This window comes from Microvirga sp. 3-52, assembly GCF_018383585.1.
Classification (GTDB): Bacteria; Pseudomonadota; Alphaproteobacteria; order Rhizobiales; family Beijerinckiaceae; genus Microvirga.
Window position 1 is genome coordinate 84,889 of the sequence record NZ_JAHAMK010000003.1, and the last position, 18,583, is coordinate 103,471.

Sequence of the window (18,583 nt, forward strand, 5' to 3'; positions counted from 1 at the left end):
CCTCAACGTTTTGTGCGCCCGCGTTTGAAGGAGTAGAGGCAATGAACACAGAGGCTTTCCCTCAGCCGGCGTCCGATCGCTCCACGGCCCGGCCACAGGTCGATGCGTTTTTCGACAAGCGCACCTGCAGCGTCCAGTACATCGTCTCCGATCCTGCAACTGGATGCTGCGCTCTCATCGATCCGGTTCTCGACTATGACGAGAAGTCGGGTTCCATCGCGACTACGTCGGCCGATACTTTGCTCGCACGTGTGAAGGAGCGGGGCCTGACAGTCGAATGGATCCTGGATACGCACCCGCATGCAGATCACCTGTCTGCATGCGGGTATTTGAAGGACCAGACAGGAGCGAAGACGGCCATCGGCGAGCGCATCGTGGATGTTCAACGGCTCTGGAAGAAGATCTACAATCTCGGCGGCTTCGAGGCGGATGGCTCGCAATGGGATCGTTTGTTCGCTGATGGCGACGATTTCCAGATCGGAACCATGGACGTCCGGGTCGTTTTCTCTCCAGGGCATACTCTTGCATCCATTACCTATGTCGTCGGAGATGCCGCCTTCATTCATGATACGCTCTTCATGCCCGATTTCGGCACGGCGCGGTGCGATTTCCCCGGGGGAGATGCAAGAGCCTTGTGGCGCACCATCCAGCGCATTCTCTCTCTGCCCGATGATACCCGTCTGTTCTCAGGCCACGATTACATGCCAGGCGGGCGGGCCCCGGTATGGGAGAGTACGGTTGCCAGCCAGAAGGCCCAAAACATTCATCTTGTCCAGGTTCACACCGAGGATGAATTCGTTGCAATGCGTCAGGCGCGGGATGCGAAGCTGCCAATGCCAAAGCTTATCCTGCATGCCTTGCAGGTAAACGTGGTGGGTGGACGGTTGCCGATGCCGGAGAGCAATGGAACGCGTTACCTCAAGATACCGCTCGATGCGCTTCCCTATGCCGTTTGGGACTGACGCAGTATCGCCAAAAGTCCAGAGAAGGGCGAGCCGAGCGGCGCCATCTGGGCCAATCAATTCGGCAATGACACCGGCCGTGACGGTCATGTCGGTGCCGCCTAGCCCGGAGATTTGGGCTCGCACTAATGGCTTTCCCGACAGTTTTGTGTGCCGCCGAGTGGGGAGGTGCGCTGCCCAGGCCAGCAATGGCGCTGATGGAGCGCAATCCCAAGTTTGCCATTGGTCTGGCTGACCCAGTGGGTACTGCCTTTATAACTATAATACGCAGGGCGAGTTGAGAGCAGAGGAATCAATGGGGCCGGGGCTATCCATCCTGCGCATCCTCTTGGACCCGGCCATACGATTGTAACCGTATTGTGTGACTATGGTGCACGCTACCAGTCGAAGCTGTTCAAACCGGACTTCTTGCGCTCCAAGAATCTGCCGGTTCCGGTATGGCTGGCGCGGGAAAGCACCTTGGACAAGTACCTCGTTTAAAAGATAGCTATCTGGTAAGGCCTTTCACACATCCTCAATCTTCGAATATCACCTTCCGGGGCTATAATAGCGTTATCCCGATGAGACCTAAAAAGGGTTAGCCTTCAGAGCTGATCGGTCCATCCAAATGCCGTCGGGGCTGAGGGAGCAACGCCCATGCTGCCGAAGAACGAACAAGGCATTGTTCAGACCCTGCGCCCGTCTATTAAGGCACCGGTCTTTCCCGGCACCTCGACCGAGTTCATCAACGTCTTGGCGCATTATCATCGCGCCGAAATCGCCCGCATGGCGGGTTGGCGCGATCGCATCGACCGGACCACCAACTGGGCCATTACCGTCGTGGCCGCCATGCTGTCGGTCTCGCTGTCCACGCCGACGGCTCACCATGGCGTGCTGATCTTCGCCATGGTTCTGGTTCTGCTGCTGCTGGTGATCGAGGCGCGCCGGTACCGCTTCTTCGATGTCTACCGCAATCGCGTGCGCCAGATGGAACGTAATTACTTCGCTCAGATCTTCGCCCCTGAAGACGGAACGACGGACGACTGGATCCAAAAGCTCGGAGACGATCTCAGGCGCCCCCTCTTCCTGACGAGCACCAGCCAAGCCCTCTCGCGCCGCCTTCGGCGCAATTATTGCTGGTTGTTCCTGATCCTGCTGCTCGCCTGGATGGTGAAGACGACTTTCATCAGGATGCAGGAGAGTGCCGTCGAAGCCCACCTTGTCATGTCGGTTGGGGAATGGGTCCGGAATGCCGCCATCGGGCCGATTCCCGGGTGGGCCGTGATTATCGCGCTGTCGATCTTCTATGGGTGGATCCTTCATGCTGCGCTGCGCAGACCGACGGGCGAAGGCGAGCTCGCCTTCGGCAACGTACACGTCTGAAGGAGCAGGGTGCGGCACGAAGATATGATATGCCGAACGCGGGTTTCGGGAGTATGATGATCCTCTAGGCATCGGCTCGCAGGCCAACCGAGGTGGTTGCGATGAAAGCCATTCTGGTTCCGGTTGAGCAGCATAGTTTTATCCGTTCGGTCCTGGACGCCACCCTGCTGGTTGCGGGCCGGTTCGGGAGCCACGTGGAGGGCTTGGCCCTCGGTCCCGATATTCCTGATGTCATCGCCTTCGATGTTCCAGTCGGCTGGTCGATCCTGAGCGAAAAGGAACAGCGCGAACTCGTGGAGCGGTCTCGGCACCTCTTCGAGGAATTCATGCTCTCCTGTGCGGTGCCGCGAAAGACGGAGGCACCGGATGAGGCCTCCTGCGGGTGGCTCGGCCAGCAATTGTTCGGGGACAGCTATATCGGCAGCTTCGGCCGCGTATTCGATCTGATCGTGCTCGGCCGTCCCGGAGCGAGCGACGAGCCGCCGCGTCTGGCCACTCTCGAGGCGGCCCTGTTCGAAGGTGGACGGCCCGTCCTGATGGTCCCGCCCTCGTCTCCGGCGTCCATCGGGGAGATCATCGTGATTGCCTGGAACGGCAGCACCGAAACAGCCCGGACCGTGGCACTCGCCATGCCCATGCTGGAAAAGGCCGGCCGGATCGTCGTTCTGACGCTGGAAGGTTGGGGCGTGGAGGGACCGAGCGGCGCGGAGCTCGCGCTTCGCCTGCAGCGGAACGGTATCAGAGCCGAGACGGCGGCACGCAGGCTGAACACGCGTTCTCCAGGAGAAGCGATCCTTGAAGATGCAGCCTCGTTCCATGCGGATCTGCTCATCAAGGGGGCTTATACCCAGAGCCGTCTGAGGCAGATGATCTTCGGCGGCGCCACGAGCCACATCATTGCCCATGCGGGTATTCCGGTCCTGATGGCCCATTAGGAATCGGCGAAGCGGGGCAGATTGTGTAACCGTGATTTGCCCGGTCAAAGGAGGGCATGGATCATGATCGACAACCGCATCGACATGACCATCAACATCGCCAATGCCGCGCTTGGCGGAATCCTGTTTCTCTCCCCATGGCTGCTCGGCTTCGGTCAGGAGACCTGGACTGCCGTGAATGCCAGGCTCAGCGGAGGGATCGTGGTCCTGCTGGCACTCCTGGCGGCGGTCCGGACCCATGACTGGGAGGAGTGGCTCAATGTAATCGCAGGTCTCTGGATCGCAGGAGCGCCCTGGCTCCTCTGGTTCGAGGGCGTGCTCTCCGCGCGCTGGACTCATGTGGTCATCGGATTCGGTATTGTGGCGATTGCCGCCTTCGAACTCTACCGGCTCTATCTCGAACCGGACGACACGGTTTCCCGCCGCGGGCAACCGAGATGAGCGTAGCGCGCTCGACGTGAGCGCGGTCCTGGCTTCGGGCATGTCTGATCCCGGTTCGTGAAGCATTGCGCCCGTTCTGTCGTTGCCAGGGGTTGCGTTCGTCTGCAGCGGATGGAGACGTCCATGTATGTGGTCATTCGAAAGTTCAGAAGCATGCGCTCCATGCCCGAGGCGGTCCGGCGGGCCGAGAGCGGAATTGGACAGATGCTGCGACAATCTCCGGGCTTCCAGGAGTACCATGTCTTCGATTGCGGCAACGGTGTCGGTGGTTCGATCACTCTGTTCGACGATCGTGACACTGCACTTGCGGCGAACGAGAAGGCCCTGATATGGATTCGTGCGAGTTTGGCCGATCTGGTTCAAGGGGAACCTGAAATCACAGCCGGCGAGGTCCTGGTGACGCTGAAACCTTGATGGCGTCTCGCAGGGCCGCTACGCGCTCTCCTGGAGCCTGTCGATAACCGGCTTTCTCCTCTTTAGAAATGGCTCAGCCTATGGCCGAATGGTGTTTCGTTCCTAGTTCTCTCGGGAGGAGAACGAAAAGACCATGACCGACTATGGACCTCTGACCCTTCACGTACCCGAACCGGCCGTTCGACCGGGGGGAGCCCCCGATTTCTCGAATGTGAAGATTCCCAAGGCTGGAGCCGTTCCCCGGCCTGCCGTCGATGCGGATCCGGAAACCATCCGCGATCTCGCCTTTTCCATCATCCGGGTTCTCAACCGGGCCGGAGAGGCGGTCGGCCCCTGGGCCGGGCTCTTGAGCGATGAAGAACTCATCGAGGGCATGCGCAACATGATGACGCTGCGCACCTTCGACGCGCGGATGCTGATCGCCCAGAGGCAGGGCAAAACCTCCTTCTACATGCAGCACCTAGGGGAGGAGGCTATCAGTTCCGCCTTCCGCAAGGCCTTGTTGCCGGGCGACATGAACTTCCCGACATACCGGCAGGCCGGTCTCCTGATCGCCGGCGGCTATTCCATGGTCGACATGATGTGTCAGGTCTATTCGAATTCCCGGGATCCGCTGAAGGGGCGCCAACTTCCCGTCATGTACTCCTCCAAGGAGCACGGGTTCTTCACGATCTCGGGCAATCTTGCCACCCAATATGTCCAGGCCGTCGGCTGGGCGATGGCCTCGGCCATCCAGAACGATACCAAGATCGCCGCCGCCTGGATCGGAGACGGATCGACGGCGGAATCGGATTTTCACGCGGCGCTCGTCTTCGCCTCCACCTACAAGGCCCCGGTCATTCTCAACATCGTCAATAATCAATGGGCGATCTCCACGTTCCAGGGCATCGCGCGAGGCGGGGCAGGGACCTTCGCTGCCCGCGGGCTCGGCTTCGGCATTCCCTCGCTGCGGGTCGACGGTAACGATTATCTCGCGGTCTATGCGGTTGCGAAATGGGCTGCCGAACGGGCCCGGCGCAATCTTGGACCGACGCTCGTCGAATACGTCACCTATCGGGTCGGAGCCCACTCGACGTCCGACGATCCCTCGGCTTACCGCCCGAAAACGGAATCCGATGCCTGGCCTCTCGGCGATCCCATCATTCGGCTGAAAAACCATCTCATCCTGCGGGAAGCCTGGTCCGAGGAGCGGCACAAGCAGGCGGAGGCCGAGATCCTCGATACAGTGATCACAGCGCAGAAGGAGGCGGAGAGCTATGGCACACTTCACGCCGGTGCCAAGCCGTCCGCGCGGGAGATGTTCGACGGCGTCTATGCCGAAATGCCACCGCATCTGCGCCGTCAGCGCCAGCAGGCGGGGGTCTGAGCCATGGCGCGCATGACGATGATCGAAGCCATCCGCGATGCCATGGATGTGATGATGGCGCGCGATGAGCGTGTCGTGGTTTTCGGCGAGGATGTAGGCTATTTCGGCGGCGTCTTCCGCTGCACGGCCGGCCTCCAGCAGAAATATGGAAAGACGCGCTGCTTCGATGCCCCGATCAGCGAAGCCGGCATCGTCGGAACGGCGATCGGCATGGCGAGTTACGGATTGCGACCCTGCATCGAAATCCAGTTCGCCGATTACATGTATCCGGCCTATGATCAGATCGTCTCTGAGGCGGCCCGGCTGCGCTACCGCTCGAACGGCGAATTCACCTGTCCCATGGTGATCCGCATGCCGACCGGCGGCGGCATCTTCGGCGGACAGACCCATAGCCAGAGCCCCGAGGCGCTGTTCACCCATGTGGCAGGCTTGAAAACGGTCGTTCCGTCCAACCCCCATGACGCCAAGGGGCTTCTGATCGCGGCCATCGAGGATCCCGATCCCGTGATCTTCCTGGAGCCGAAGCGCCTCTACAACGGCCCCTTCGACGGACATCACGACCGACCGGTGACTCCATGGTCGAAGCACGACTTGAGCGAAGTGCCGACCGGTCATTTCAGCCTGCCGCTCGGCAAGGCCTCGATCGTGCGGGAAGGTGCTGCCGTCACCGTGCTGGCCTATGGAACGATGGTCTATGTCGCGCAGGCGGCTGCAGCGGAGACCGGCATCGATGCGGAGATCATCGACCTGCGAACGTTGATCCCTCTCGACATGGAAACGATTGCAGCATCCGTCAGGAAGACGGGCCGCTGCGTCGTCGTGCACGAGGCCACTCTCACATCAGGCTTCGGGGCGGAACTGGCCACACTTGTCCAGGAAAACTGTTTCTTCCAGCTGGAAGCCCCCGTCGCCCGGGTGACCGGATGGGATACGCCTTATCCGCATGCTCAGGAATGGGATTACTTCCCGGGGCCGGCCCGTGTCGGACGCGCCCTTGTCGAGACGATGGAGGCCTGACATGGGCGAGCACCTGATCAAAATGCCCGATGTCGGCGAAGGCATTGCCGAGGCCGAACTCGTCGAGTGGCACGTCAAGGTCGGCGATCTCGTCCGTGAGGATGCGGTGCTGGCAGCGGTTATGACCGACAAGGCGACTGTGGAAATTCCCTCTCCTGTCGATGGCGAGATCCTGTGGCTCGGGGCGGAGATCGGCGACGTGGTGGCCATCGGCTCGCCTTTGATCCGCCTGAAGGTGGAAGGGGAGGCCGGCGCCTCTTCTGAAAGCAGTTCGGCAGAAAAGGCGTCTGGGTCGCCCGCCCGGACCGAGGAAATAGAAGCCCAAGCGGATGGCGCGGTCAAAGTCCCTGAAGCCATCGTCGAGCGGCAGGCCAAGAGCGCACCACCTCAGCCGACAGAGAAACCGCAGGCTCCTCCCGCAAAGATGCATCGCGCGCCCGTGACGCGCGCCGAGGGCGAGAAGCCGGTTGCTTCGCCCGCCGTCCGGTTGAGAGCACGCGAGGCCGGGGTCGATCTGCGGCAGGTTTCCGGCTCCGGTCCCGCGGGCCGGATCACCCATGAGGATCTGGACGCCTTCTTCACCCATGGACGACAGTCCACCAAGGCGCCGGGGCTGTCTCAGAACACATCAGTCGAGCACATCAAGGTCATCGGGCTGCGCCGCAAGATTGCGGAGAAGATGGCGATTGCGAAATCGCGCATCCCGCATATTACCTATGTCGAGGAAGTCGACGTGACGGCACTCGAGGATCTGAGGGCGGGGCTCAATGCGAGCAAGCGGGCCGACCGTCCGAAACTGACCCTGTTGCCGTTCCTGATGCGCGCGATGGTGAAAGCCATTGCGGAGCAGCCACATCTGAACGCCATCTATGATGACGACGCTGGCGTCGTCCATCAACATGGGGGGGTGCATATCGGAATTGCGACGCAGACGGGCTCCGGCCTCATGGTGCCGGTGGTGAAGCACGCGGAGGCGCGCGATCTCTGGGAGTGCGCGGCAGAACTGAACAGGCTTGCGGAGGCGGCGAAGTCCGGTCTCGCGAGTCGTGAGGAACTGAGCGGGTCGACGATCACCATCACGTCGCTTGGCGCTATGGGCGGCATCGTCACCACGCCGGTCATCAATTATCCTGAGGTCGCGATCATCGGCGTCAACAAGATGGTGGTACGGCCGGTCTGGGATGGATCGACCTTCATCCCCCGCAAAATGATGAACCTGTCCTCCAGCTTTGATCATCGGATCATCGACGGCTGGGACGCGGCGGTCTTCGTGCAGCGCATCAAGGCGCTTCTGGAGACACCCGCGATGATCTTCGTGGAGGCTTAAAGTCGATGAAGGATATTTCCTGCAAGCTCCTCGTCATCGGAGCCGGGCCTGGAGGCTATGTCTGCGCCATCCGCGCGGGCCAGCTCGGAATCGACACGGTCATCGTCGAGGCGGGCAAGCCCGGTGGAACCTGCCTCAATGTCGGCTGCATTCCCTCCAAGGCGCTTATTCATGCGGCGGAGGAATACGACAGGATCGTTCATCTCGCGAATGGCCGGAATCCTCTTGGGATCAGGACGACGAAGCCGGAGCTCGATCTCTCCCAGACCATAGCCTGGAAGGACGTCATCGTCGGGCGCCTCAACAGTGGCGTGTCGGGCCTGCTCAAGAAGGCGAAGGTGAAGATCGTTCAGGGCCATGCGCGCTTTCGCGACGGCAAAACCGTTGAAGTGGAGACGGAAACCGGTAGGCAGATCATTCGCGCCGAGAACGTCGTGATCGCAACAGGATCCGCTCCCGTCGAGCTGCCAAACCTGCCATTCGGTGGTCCTGTGATCTCCTCCACCGAAGCGCTGGCGTTGACATCCGTTCCGGAGCGGCTTGTCGTGGTCGGCGGCGGCTATATCGGCCTGGAACTCGGCACGGCCTTCGCGAAGATGGGAGCGAAGGTGACGGTCGTCGAAGCGCAGCCCCGGATCCTGCCGCAATACGATGCCGAACTGACGCGCCCGGTTGCCAAGAGGTTGCAAGCCCTCGGCATCGAAGTGATGACCGGCGCCAAGGCGATGGGCTTGGCGAAAGCAGGCGGTACGTTGCTGGTCGAGGCCGGGGACGGTTCGGAGAAGTCCCTGGCGGCCGACAAGATCCTCGTCACGGTCGGAAGGCGGCCTGTCACGCAAGAGTGGGGACTGGATGAGCTCGTCCTCGACATGGATGGACCCTTCATCCGCATCGACGAGAGATGCCAGACATCCATGCGCGGGATCTATGCCATCGGTGACGTGACCGGTGAGCCGATGCTGGCCCATCGCGCCATGGCGCAGGGTGAGATGACGGCGGAGATTATCGCGGGCCACAAACGCGCTTGGGATAAGCGCAGCATTCCGGCCGTCTGCTTCACCGATCCTGAGGTCGTCACCGTCGGCTTGTCGCCGGAGGATGCACGTCGGACGGAGGTCGACGTCAAAGTCGGTCAGTTCCCGTTTTCGGCCAACGGGCGGGCGATGACCAAGCTCGCCGAGGACGGTTTCATTCGGGCCGTTGCACGGGCGGACAATCATCTGGTTCTTGGAATCCAGGCCGTCGGGCAGGGTGTTTCCGAACTGGCGGCGGCTTTCGTCCTGGCGCTTGAGATGGGTGCTCGCCTCGAGGACATCGCAGGCACGATTCATGCCCATCCGACACAAGGCGAGGCATTTCAAGAGGCGACACTCAAGGCTTTAGGGCAGGAACTTCATATCTGAAGTGATCTCCCTCGCTTCAGATTAGTGCGAGACGACAACGCGGTAAGCCTCCAGATTGCCCTTGCCCTTGATCGGGACCGGGCCCAACGGCACAGCCTTGATGCGGGTTTTCACCTGTTCCCATGCGGCTGCGCTGATATTGATGCTGGCGCTCGTGCCATAGGCAGCAAGGCGAGCCGCGACATTGACCGTATCGCCCCAGATATCGAAGCTGAATTTCTGCCGGCCGACGACGCCGGCCACGACCGGTCCGACATGTATGCCCACCCGCACATCCCAGGGAATCGGCAGGCGACGGGCCGAGGTGATGGTCGATGCCGCGCATTCGATGCTGGACATCACCGGATCCGGATTGGGCAGGAGAAGACCGGCGGTGGCGAGGAGACCGTCGCCGACGGTCTTGATCTTCTCAAGTCCGTGTTCCGCGGCGCAGTCCTCGAAGGCCGTGGCAAAGACGTGAAGGTTGGCAACGATCTCTTCGGGCGCGAGGAGATCGCAATAGGCCGTAAACCCGACCACGTCCGCAAAGAGCACAATGACGTTCTCATGGCGGCGGGGCGTGACGCTCTGGAAGCTCTCGAGCTCATCCACCGCTTGGGCGGGAAGGATGGCATGGAGCAGCGCCTCGGAACGGGATCGTTGCCGCTCGATCTCCTCGATATAGCTCAACTCCTGATCATGCAGTCTCTTCTTTTCCAGGCAGGCGCCGACTCTCGCCCGCAGCAGCGCCGGGTTGAAAGGCTTGGGCAGGTAATCCTCGGCCCCGAGTTCGATGCAGCGGACGACACTCTCGAACTCGGAGAGTGCCGAGATCATCAGGACCGGAATGTCGCGCGTCGCCGGATCCGACTTCAGCTGCCTCAGAACCTCATATCCATTCACGTCGGGCATCATGATATCGAGCAGGACGAGGTCAAAGCGCTCCTGTGCAATCTTGTCCAATGCCTCGCGCCCATTCTCGGCCGTGACCACATCCGTCCAGCCCTCGCGATGCAGCCTGCGCGTCAATGTATATCGGTTGTCCTCGTTGTCATCCACGACGAGGATGCGCACTCCGGCATAGATCATGGTGGGGGCCGATCTTGCAGAAGGTAGGCGATCTTCGCCAGAAGTCTCTCGAACTCGACCGGCTTGGTATCGTACTCGTCGCAACCTGCAGCCAATGCCCGTTCCCTGTCTCCGGGCATCGTGTGCGCAGAGAGCGCGATGACCGGGATAGGCCTGGTCTCAGGAGCCTCCTTCAGGAGACGGGCTGCGCCCCAGCCGTCGAGAGACGGCAGGCCGAGATCCATCAGGATCAAATCGGGTTTTTCCCGGCGGGCCATCTCGATACCCTGCTCGCCATCGGAAGCAACGATGACCTCAAAGCCATGCTTCTTCAGGCGCTGAGACAGCATGTACACATTGTCCTCGTTGTCCTCGACATACAGAATCCGGATCATATCCGCTCCTGATGATCCACCCGTCCAAGCCGCAGGCAATCGGCGATGACCTCCCGCAGGGAGGAAAGCACCTCATCCTTTCCGCCAAGCCGTTTGCGCAGGATTTTCCGGACGCCGCCGCTCAGGCGGCGATGATCCTCTTCGCTGAGCTCCGCGGCTGTGAGCGCGATTAAGGGGAGATGGCGCGTCTTCTCATCCCGGCGGATCACATCGACGAACTCGAAGCCGTCCATCTCGGGCATCATCAGATCGAGAAGGACGATGTCGGGATTGACGAGGGGAAGGCGTTCCAGGGCGACGTGCCCGTTCTCCGCCTCGGCTGCCTCCCATCCATCCTCGCGCAGGATGCGTGTGAGCCATCCACGGGTATGGGGGTCATCCTCAATGACCAAGATCCGTGGGCTCGCATGGTCAGGACGGCAGGAGGCAAGCGCCTTCAGGAGGCATTCCCGATTGACCGGCTTCGTCAGATAGGCTGCAGCTCCGAGGGTATAGGCGCGGTTCTCCTCATCGACGATGGTCACCATGATGACGGGAATGTCCCTCAGCTCAGCATCACGCTTTAGCTCCTGCAAGATGCTCCAGCCATCGGGATCGGGCATCAGGACATCGAGCGTGATGATAGAAGGTCGAAAGTCACGGGCCATCTGGACTCCCTGAAGACCGCTTTCGGCCGTCATGACGTCGAAGCCCTCGCGCGTCAGGATCTGCCGCAGGATATCCCGTGACGTATCCTCATCGTCGATCACCAGGGCGCGTCGCCCCTGCCCATTTGGTTGAGAGTAGATCGGCGAGTGCCTCAGGTCGGAATGAGAGCCGGGTTTGCCCGTTGAGCCTTTCCCAGCAGGCAGCGTGACGGTGAAAGTGCTCCCCTTCCCCACGGTACTTCGAACTTCGATTTCTCCACCCATGAGACGGCACAGCCGGCGGCTGATGGCGAGGCCAAGTCCGGTCCCCCCGTATTTCCGCGTTGTCGAACCGTCGGCCTGAGTGAACTCCTGAAAAAGCTTGGCGCATTGATCCTCAGTCAGGCCGATCCCGGTATCCTGAACGGAAATGCTCACGAGATCTCCGCCCGAACCGGTCTCCCGACTGGCGCGAAGAGTGACGGCGCCGTTTCTCGTGAACTTGCAGGCGTTGCTCAGGAGATTGAGCGCCACCTGGGAGGTTCGAAGGGGATCGAGCTGGACGCGGCCGAGATCCGATGCGATTCTGATATCGAGCCGGTTGCCGTTCTTCTCCGCGAGGGGCATGGCCGTTCTGGCAACATCCTCCATCAAGCACCCGAGATCGACTTCCTCAGGATGAAGTTCGAACTTGCCGGACTCGATCTTGGCAAGATCGAGGATCTCATTGATGAGAGCCAGAAGGTGGGCACCCGCATGATGGATCCGGTCCAGCGGCTCGATCAGTGGTTCTTCGCCCGTTTCCTGGGCCTCTTCCTTCAGCATCTCGGTGATGCCGATGATGGCGTTCAGCGGCGTCCTCAGTTCATGGCTCATATTGGTGAGAAACTGGCTCTTTGCCCTCGTCGCCGCCATGGCCTGGTCTCGTGCAAGTTCGAGCTGTGCCGCGTGGCGCTTGATGTCGGTAATGTCGGTATAGACGGCAACGGTCCCGCCGCCGGCGATCCTGCGCTCGCTCACCTGGATCCAGCGATCGCCATCACGATGCTGAGCCTCGGCTGCAACGGGGTTCTTATGACGGGCCAATCTCTCCGCGACCCAAGCGTCGATCCGTCCCTTCGCTTCCTGAATAAGCCCGAGCTCCGCCGCGCGCCGGATCACCGTTTCGAACGGCGTGCCGGGCGTCATGGGCACATCCGTTTCCGGATAAAGCAACTCCTCATAGCGGCTGTTACACAGGACAAGGCGATCGTCGGCATCGTAGAGTGCAAATCCCTCATTGATGCTCTCGATGGCATCGATCAGACGCTGTCGGGCGTTGGCGACTTCGCGCAGGTTCTGCTCCTCGACCTCGATCGCCGTATCGCGGAAGACGGCGAGCGCTTTCGCCATCTGACCGATTTCATCGCCGCTATCTGCCGGAAGAGGGGCTCGCAGGTTGCCGCCCGCAATGGCCAGCATGCTGTCGCTCAGATTGCGCAGCCGCGCGACCAGGTTACGGTCGACATAGAGCCAGACGATGAGAAGTGAGCTGAGGAGACTCAAGGCGACCACGCCGCGGAGCACATTGTTGCCGACGCGTTGCGTCATCAGCGCTTCTCGACCGGCAGCCTGAATATCCTGCCGGGCCGTATTGACGAGCCCGTCAACAGCCTTGGTGAGTTGAGACGACAGACCGGCATTTTCCTGCAAGAGGCGCTCGGCATCCTCGACGAGTCCGAGCTCCGTCCTCCGTGCCGAAAGGATACTGTCTGGCCCTTCGACCAGCTTTGCGAAATCGGCGATGCGCTGATCGAAACGGGAGCGCAGACGTGGATCGGTCAGATCCGATGAGATTTGACGCAAAGCCGAAAGCGATCGGTTCAAGGGAAAGCTCAGGACGGCAATGTCCGCTGAATTCTCAGCCAAGGAGGCTTTGAGCAGACCATCGCTGATCGCCGCGAATTCGAGTTGCGCCTTCTGCATCAGCAAGTTTTCGGCTATCTCCTGGATGACAACCGCGGGAGGCTGGGGGGAGCCCTGGGTCGGCTGCTCACGGTGGGAGGCTGCAAACTTTGAATCCAGAACCACGAGGGCAGGGGCGACCACGCGTTGCGCTGCCACGGTGGCATTCGAAAGACGCCGGAGGAGAGCATCCTTGTGATCTGAGACGGCAAGCCGACCGGCGACGAGACCAGCGAGAGCTGTGAGGTTGCGACGGAGCCTTTCGACGGAGGGTTCCATGGCCGTCCCCATCGCAGGATCGACATCGCTCCTGATCAGCGCAAGCAGGGTCTCCAAACGATCGACCTCTGCCGTGATCGTTGCCGAGATCTCCTGGTATTGCCCCTGTGAGCGCGCGCTCAGCAGAGTGGGAGCGGCGGCGACGATGCGTTCGGCCTGCCGGGACAGATCGAGTGCGGTGAGTGCCGAGGGCACACGTTGTTCCGTGATCCGCTCGATGACATAGGCCATCTGGCGGAAGGCGTAGGTGCCCGCAGCGGCGGCGAGCACCGCGAAGGCGCTGATTCCGAGAAACGCAAGCAGCAGGCGCCAGCGTACGCTCAGCCGATCGGGCATGATGGTAAGGGCATTGCCCCTCCCTCACTCCAGGGGAACATACCGGTCACTCCGCCACACGAACCACTCGAATCCAGGCTGTCTTACATCGCCCTTGGCATCGAAGCTGATCCGTCCAAGGATCGTATCGAACTCATTTCTGCGCAGCGCATCGATGACGGCTTTGAATTCTGTCGATCCTGCCTTCGTGGCTGCCTGGGCCCAAGCCTGGATGGCTCCGTAACTGTAGAGCGTATAGCCCTCGGGCTCGAAGCCCTGCTGGCGGAAGCGATCGACAACGGATGCCGCGACCGGGCTCCGGCGCGGGTCGCGGAAAGAGGTGAAAATGGTGCCTTTGCCGTCTTCTCCGGTAACCTGCACGAAGGCTTCGCTGGCAATGCCGTCTCCGGACACCAGCTGTAATTGATAGCCTTCCTCGCGAGCACCGCGGATCAGCAGCGCCGCTTCCCGGTAGTAGCCGCCAAAATAGGCGATCTCGATACCGGCCGCCCGCAATCTCGCAATCAGCCCAGAGTAGTCGCTCAATCCGGGCATCAATTCCTCATAGAGAGTTTCGGTGATCCCATGCTTTCGGAGCTGTCGCCGGGTCTCTTCGGCAAGGCCCTTGCCGTAGACGGAGCCGTCATTGACGATGGCGATCCTGGCCCCTCGCCATCGCGCAGCGAGGAAGTCACCGGCGATGGCACCCTGCTGATCGTCGCGCCCGCAGATGCGGAAGACGTTGGTGCGGCCCTCTTCCGTGAGGCGGGGATTGGTGGAAGCCGGCGTCATCTGGATGATGCCGGCTCTCGTATAGATCGCGGCGGCTGGAATGGACGCTCCCGAGCATTGGTGCCCAACGACAAACGACACTTTGGCAGCAACCAGCCTTTGCGCAGCGGCGACGGCTTGGCCGCTGTCGCACGCATCGTCGACGGAAATCAGCCTCAATTGTTGACCGAGAATGCCACCGGCGGCGTTGAGGTCGGCGACAGCCATTTCAACGCCCTGCTGCTGCTGCTCACCCTGATAGGCATTAGGGCCCGTCAGAGCTCCTGCCATGCCGATCAGGATTTCGGCTTTGGCTGCGGCGGAACTCATCGTCCAAATGAAGACGATGGAAAGACTCCACAGCAGCTGTCTCATGGCGAGCCTCCCGAAATCCGGGTGCATCAATGGCGTGTCCACCGCTGACGGAGAGGTTCGAATGTTATATTGCTTCCGATATCGGGTTGGGGAACATCATCTGCACGCCGAGGCCCTTCCACCAAACACGAAAGCCTTTCGCCGACAGCAATTAGCTACGCTCCAGTGCTCATACTAAACGATCTGATCTCGAGGGTCGATGCTGTTCACTGCCAACTCAAGGGGCTGGCATATGGCCCGTAGTACTGTGGCAGCCCTAACTAGGTCCGACCATGATCACGGCAAGTCTTAGGAGCGTGAAGATCACGCAATAGAAAGCAATAAGCAAAAACGATCATAAATTTTGATATTTGATAGAGGAGCCCAGGCTTAGGCTGAGTAATTGACGTGCTCTACTGGCCATGAGAGCATTCATTCTTACAACTAAAAACAGTTCAAAATCCACGTCCGTCGGGAGGAAACAATGCAGTTGAGGCAGCTTACACTATTGTCTGCAGCAGGTTGGATTGCAGGCGCGGGTCTGGCATTGGCTCAAGGCCAGACCTTGACGATCGCGACGGTCAATAATGCTGACATGATCATCATGCAGCGGCTGTCGCCGAAGTGGGAGCAGGCAACGGGCAACAAGTTGAACTGGGTGGTGCTCGAGGAGAACGTGCTTCGCCAACGCGCGACAACCGATATCGCCACCAAGGGCGGGCAGTTCGATATCATCACGATCGGTTCCTATGAGGCGCCGATCTGGGGCAAGCAGAACTGGCTCGTCACCCTCGACAATCTCGGCGCCGATTATGACTATGCCGACATCATCCCGTCCGTGAAGAATGGCCTTTCCTATAACGGCAAGCTCTATGCCGTGCCGTTCTATGCCGAAAGCTCGTTCACATTCTATCGCAAGGATCTGTTCGATCAGGCCGGCATCAAGATGCCGGACAAGCCCAATTACGATCAGATCGCGGAATACGCGGCCAAGCTGACTGACAAGTCGAAGGAACAATACGGCTTCTGCCAGCGCGGGAAGCCGGGCTGGGGCGAGAACATGGCCTTTATCGGCCCCATGGTGAATGCCTTCGGCGGACGCTGGTTCAACGAGAAGTGGGAACCGCAGCTCACGACGGAGCCATGGAAGAACGCGATCAATTACTATGTCAAGAACATGCGGGAGTACGGGCCTCCTGGCGCGACTGCGAATGGGCACAATGAGAACCGTGCGCTGTTCGCGACGGGACATTGCGCCATGTGGGTCGATGCTACATCAGCGGCAGGTTACATCTACAACCCGAAAGAAAGCCAAGTTGCGGACAAGACCGCTTTCACGGCGGCGCCAGTGCAGGTCACAAGCAACGGCTCCGGCTGGTTCTGGGCTTGGTCGCTTGGCATTCCTGCCTCCTCGAAGAAGGTCGATGCCGCCAAATCCTTCGTGAAATGGGCCACGTCGAAAGACTATATCACGCTGGTAGGCGGCGAAGCCGGTTGGGTCGCCGCTCCTCCCGGCACGCGCAAGTCGACCTACGACAATCCCGAGTATCAGAAGGCTGCGCCCTTCGCGAAAGTGGTCTATGACGCGATCGTCAATGCTGATCTGACCAAACCGACGAAGGATCCCGTCCCCTATATCGGCATCCAGTATGTCGCCATTCCCGAATTCCAGGGCATCGGCACGGCGGTCGGGCAGCAGATCGCCGCAGCTTTGGCCGGGCAGACGACCGTGGAGCAGGCGCTGGAAACGGCGCAACGCTCTACGGAGCGCACGATGAAGCAGGCAGGCTATCCGAAATAGGCCGGTTGTCACGCAATCGGCGGATACTAGCCCCCGCCGATTGCTCTCTTCAGAGTGAGCAACCGAGATGGCGAGCACCACCACCGTTACTGTCCCCAGCGCCACGGCTCCTGCTGGGAGGCGCATCCAGCGCAATGTCAGAACCCTGCCGTTGATCGCGCCGTCCGTGGTCGTCCTGTTCCTCTGGATGATCGTGCCGCTCGCGATGACGCTCTGGTTTTCGTTTCAATACTACAACCTGCTCGATCCATCCGTCGGCGGGTTCGCAGGCTTCGAGAACTACACCTTCCTGTTGACCGATCCGTCGCTCTGGACGGCAATGGCGAACACGCTTTTCCTGGTCTTCTGGGTGCTCGTGATCACCGTGGGTTTGGGCACGCTCCTTGCCGTCCTGTTCGACCAGGATTTTTACGGCCGGAGCATTGCCCGCCTGCTGGCCATCGCTCCGTTCTTCGTCATGCCGACGGTTAGTGCGTTGATTTGGAAGAACATGCTGATGCACCCGGTCAACGGGCTCTTCGCATTCTTCGCACGCTCCCTTGGCCTGCCGGCCATCGACTTCTTCGGCAGTTTCCCACTGACCTCCGTCATCATCATTGTCGCGTGGCAGTGGCTGCCCTTCGCTCTGCTGATCCTGCTCACCGCAATCCAATCGCTCGATAGCGAGCAGAAGGAGGCAGCGCGCATGGACGGCGCCGGGCCGTTCTCGATGTTCTTCTTCATCATCCTGCCCCACCTCGGCCGCGCCATCAGCGTGGTCATCATGATCGAGACGATCTTCCTGCTGTCGGTCTTCGCCGAGATCTACGTCACAACCTCGGGCGGGCCTGGTCTCGCGTCAACCAATCTGGCCTTCCTGATCTATTTGCGGGCCTTGCGTGAGTACGACGTGGGCGGCGCGTCAGCTGCCGGGGTCATTGCCGTGATCCTAGCCAATATCGTGGCGATCTTCCTTGTCCGCTCGATTGCCAAGAACATCACCGATTGAGGTCGAGCCATGCATCCCAGAACCCGTGAAAAGATCATCCTCACACTAGCCGGATGGCTCGCCGCAGGGCTGATCTTCTTCCCAATATTCTGGATGATCCTGACGAGCTTCAAGACCGAGGTGGAGGCGATTGCGACGCCGCCGAAACTCTTCTTCAGCCCGACACTGGAAAACTACGTCACAGTGCGCGAGCGGGCCGACTACATCCATTTCGCCATCAACAGCATCGTCATCTCGGTCGGAGCCACGCTTCTGGCGACCCTCATCGCCGTTCCGGCCGCCTACGCCATGGCATTCTTCCCAGGTAGGCGCACGAAGGACCTTCTGCTCTGGATGTTGTCGACCAAGATGATGCCGGCGGTCGGCGTCTTGATCCCGATTTATCTGCTTTTCCGGGATGCCGGCGCCATCGATACGCGCTGGGGCCTGATCGTGGTCTACACGCTCATGAACCTGCCGATCGTCGTATGGATGCTCTACACATTCTTCAAGGAAGTGCCGAAGGACATTCTCGAGGCCGGGCGCATGGACGGGGCTAAACCGAAACAGGAAGTCTGGATGCTCCTCCTGCCCCTGTCACTGCCCGGCATCGCATCGACGGCACTTCTGTCCATCATCCTGTGCTGGAATGAGGCATTCTGGAGCCTTAACCTCACCACCTCGGAGGCGGCGCCACTGACCACCTTCATCGCCTCGTTCTCTGCGCCCGAAGGGTTATTCTGGGCCAAGCTCTCTGCCGCGTCGACGATCGCCATCGCACCCATCCTGGTCTTCGGCTGGATGAGCCAGCGCCAACTCGTTCGAGGCCTGACCTTTGGCGCCGTCAAGTAAATGGG

The 18,583-nt window shown here is 60.5% G+C and carries 16 protein-coding genes; 12 read left to right on the top strand and 4 right to left on the bottom strand.

Features of this window, described 5'->3' with window-relative positions:
• Nucleotides 1-41: 41 nt before the first annotated feature.
• The 9 genes from KHP60_RS03850 (at nt 42) to lpdA (ending at nt 9,227) form a co-directional block, all read left to right on the top strand.
• A complete protein-coding gene (locus KHP60_RS03850) occupies nt 42-962 on the top strand; it encodes an MBL fold metallo-hydrolase (RefSeq protein ID WP_213562253.1) in 921 nt (306 codons plus the stop codon).
• 636 nt (nt 963-1,598) lie between these two features.
• Complete coding sequence (locus KHP60_RS03855) at nt 1,599-2,324, top strand: DUF2270 domain-containing protein (protein ID WP_213562254.1); 726 nt, start codon at nt 1,599-1,601, stop codon at nt 2,322-2,324.
• Nucleotides 2,325-2,425: 101 nt separating this feature from the next.
• A complete protein-coding gene (locus KHP60_RS03860) occupies nt 2,426-3,259 on the top strand; it encodes a universal stress protein (protein WP_213562255.1) in 834 nt (277 codons plus the stop codon).
• Between the two features lie 63 nt (nt 3,260-3,322).
• On the top strand, nt 3,323-3,700 hold the full coding sequence (locus KHP60_RS03865) for an SPW repeat protein (protein ID WP_213562256.1): 378 nt from the start codon (nt 3,323-3,325) through the stop codon (nt 3,698-3,700).
• 123 nt (nt 3,701-3,823) lie between these two features.
• Nucleotides 3,824-4,114 carry a hypothetical protein gene (locus tag KHP60_RS03870; RefSeq protein WP_213562257.1) on the top strand — a complete coding sequence of 97 codons (291 nt, stop codon included), beginning with the start codon at nt 3,824-3,826 and terminating at the stop codon, nt 4,112-4,114.
• 133 nt (nt 4,115-4,247) lie between these two features.
• The gene (locus tag KHP60_RS03875; protein ID WP_213562258.1) at nt 4,248-5,480 is read left to right on the top strand and encodes a 3-methyl-2-oxobutanoate dehydrogenase (2-methylpropanoyl-transferring) subunit alpha; all 1,233 of its coding nucleotides are present in this window, start codon (nt 4,248-4,250) and stop codon (nt 5,478-5,480) included.
• Nucleotides 5,481-5,483: 3 nt separating this feature from the next.
• On the top strand, nt 5,484-6,497 hold the full coding sequence (locus tag KHP60_RS03880) for an alpha-ketoacid dehydrogenase subunit beta (RefSeq protein WP_213562259.1): 1,014 nt from the start codon (nt 5,484-5,486) through the stop codon (nt 6,495-6,497).
• A gap of 1 nt (nt 6,498) precedes the next feature.
• Nucleotides 6,499-7,824 (top strand): dihydrolipoamide acetyltransferase family protein, encoded by a 1,326-nt coding sequence (locus tag KHP60_RS03885; protein WP_213562260.1) that lies wholly within the window; start codon nt 6,499-6,501, stop codon nt 7,822-7,824.
• A 5-nt stretch (nt 7,825-7,829) separates the two neighbouring features.
• The gene (gene lpdA, locus KHP60_RS03890) at nt 7,830-9,227 is read left to right on the top strand and encodes a dihydrolipoyl dehydrogenase (RefSeq protein WP_213562261.1); all 1,398 of its coding nucleotides are present in this window, start codon (nt 7,830-7,832) and stop codon (nt 9,225-9,227) included.
• A gap of 21 nt (nt 9,228-9,248) precedes the next feature.
• On the opposite strand, the gene KHP60_RS03895 is transcribed toward lpdA, so the two are convergent.
• The 4 genes from KHP60_RS03895 to KHP60_RS03910 are packed head-to-tail and all read right to left on the bottom strand — an operon-like array spanning nt 9,249 to nt 14,979.
• Nucleotides 9,249-10,295: an adenylate/guanylate cyclase domain-containing protein gene (locus tag KHP60_RS03895; RefSeq protein ID WP_213562262.1), complete on the bottom strand. Its 1,047-nt coding sequence runs from the start codon at nt 10,293-10,295 to the stop codon at nt 9,249-9,251.
• The gene (locus KHP60_RS03900) at nt 10,292-10,669 is read right to left on the bottom strand and encodes a response regulator (RefSeq protein ID WP_213562263.1); all 378 of its coding nucleotides are present in this window, start codon (nt 10,667-10,669) and stop codon (nt 10,292-10,294) included. Before KHP60_RS03900 ends, KHP60_RS03895 begins: the two co-directional genes overlap by 4 nt.
• Nucleotides 10,666-13,854 carry a response regulator gene (locus KHP60_RS03905; protein ID WP_213562264.1) on the bottom strand — a complete coding sequence of 1,063 codons (3,189 nt, stop codon included), beginning with the start codon at nt 13,852-13,854 and terminating at the stop codon, nt 10,666-10,668. The genes KHP60_RS03900 and KHP60_RS03905 overlap by 4 nt, the downstream gene beginning before the upstream one ends.
• Nucleotides 13,855-13,878: 24 nt before the next feature.
• Entirely contained in the window at nt 13,879-14,979 is a 1,101-nt protein-coding gene (locus tag KHP60_RS03910; RefSeq protein ID WP_213562265.1) for a branched-chain amino acid ABC transporter substrate-binding protein, read from the bottom strand.
• Nucleotides 14,980-15,442: 463 nt separating this feature from the next.
• Between KHP60_RS03910 and KHP60_RS03915 the strand changes: the two genes are divergently transcribed.
• From KHP60_RS03915 to KHP60_RS03925, 3 genes are all read left to right on the top strand, one after another.
• Nucleotides 15,443-16,759 (top strand): sugar ABC transporter substrate-binding protein, encoded by a 1,317-nt coding sequence (locus KHP60_RS03915; RefSeq protein WP_213562266.1) that lies wholly within the window; start codon nt 15,443-15,445, stop codon nt 16,757-16,759.
• A 67-nt stretch (nt 16,760-16,826) separates the two neighbouring features.
• Nucleotides 16,827-17,747, top strand: coding sequence for a carbohydrate ABC transporter permease (locus KHP60_RS03920; RefSeq protein ID WP_213562267.1), 921 nt, complete (start codon nt 16,827-16,829; stop codon nt 17,745-17,747).
• Between the two features lie 9 nt (nt 17,748-17,756).
• A complete protein-coding gene (locus KHP60_RS03925; protein WP_213562268.1) occupies nt 17,757-18,578 on the top strand; it encodes a carbohydrate ABC transporter permease in 822 nt (273 codons plus the stop codon).
• Nucleotides 18,579-18,583: the final 5 nt, after the last annotated feature.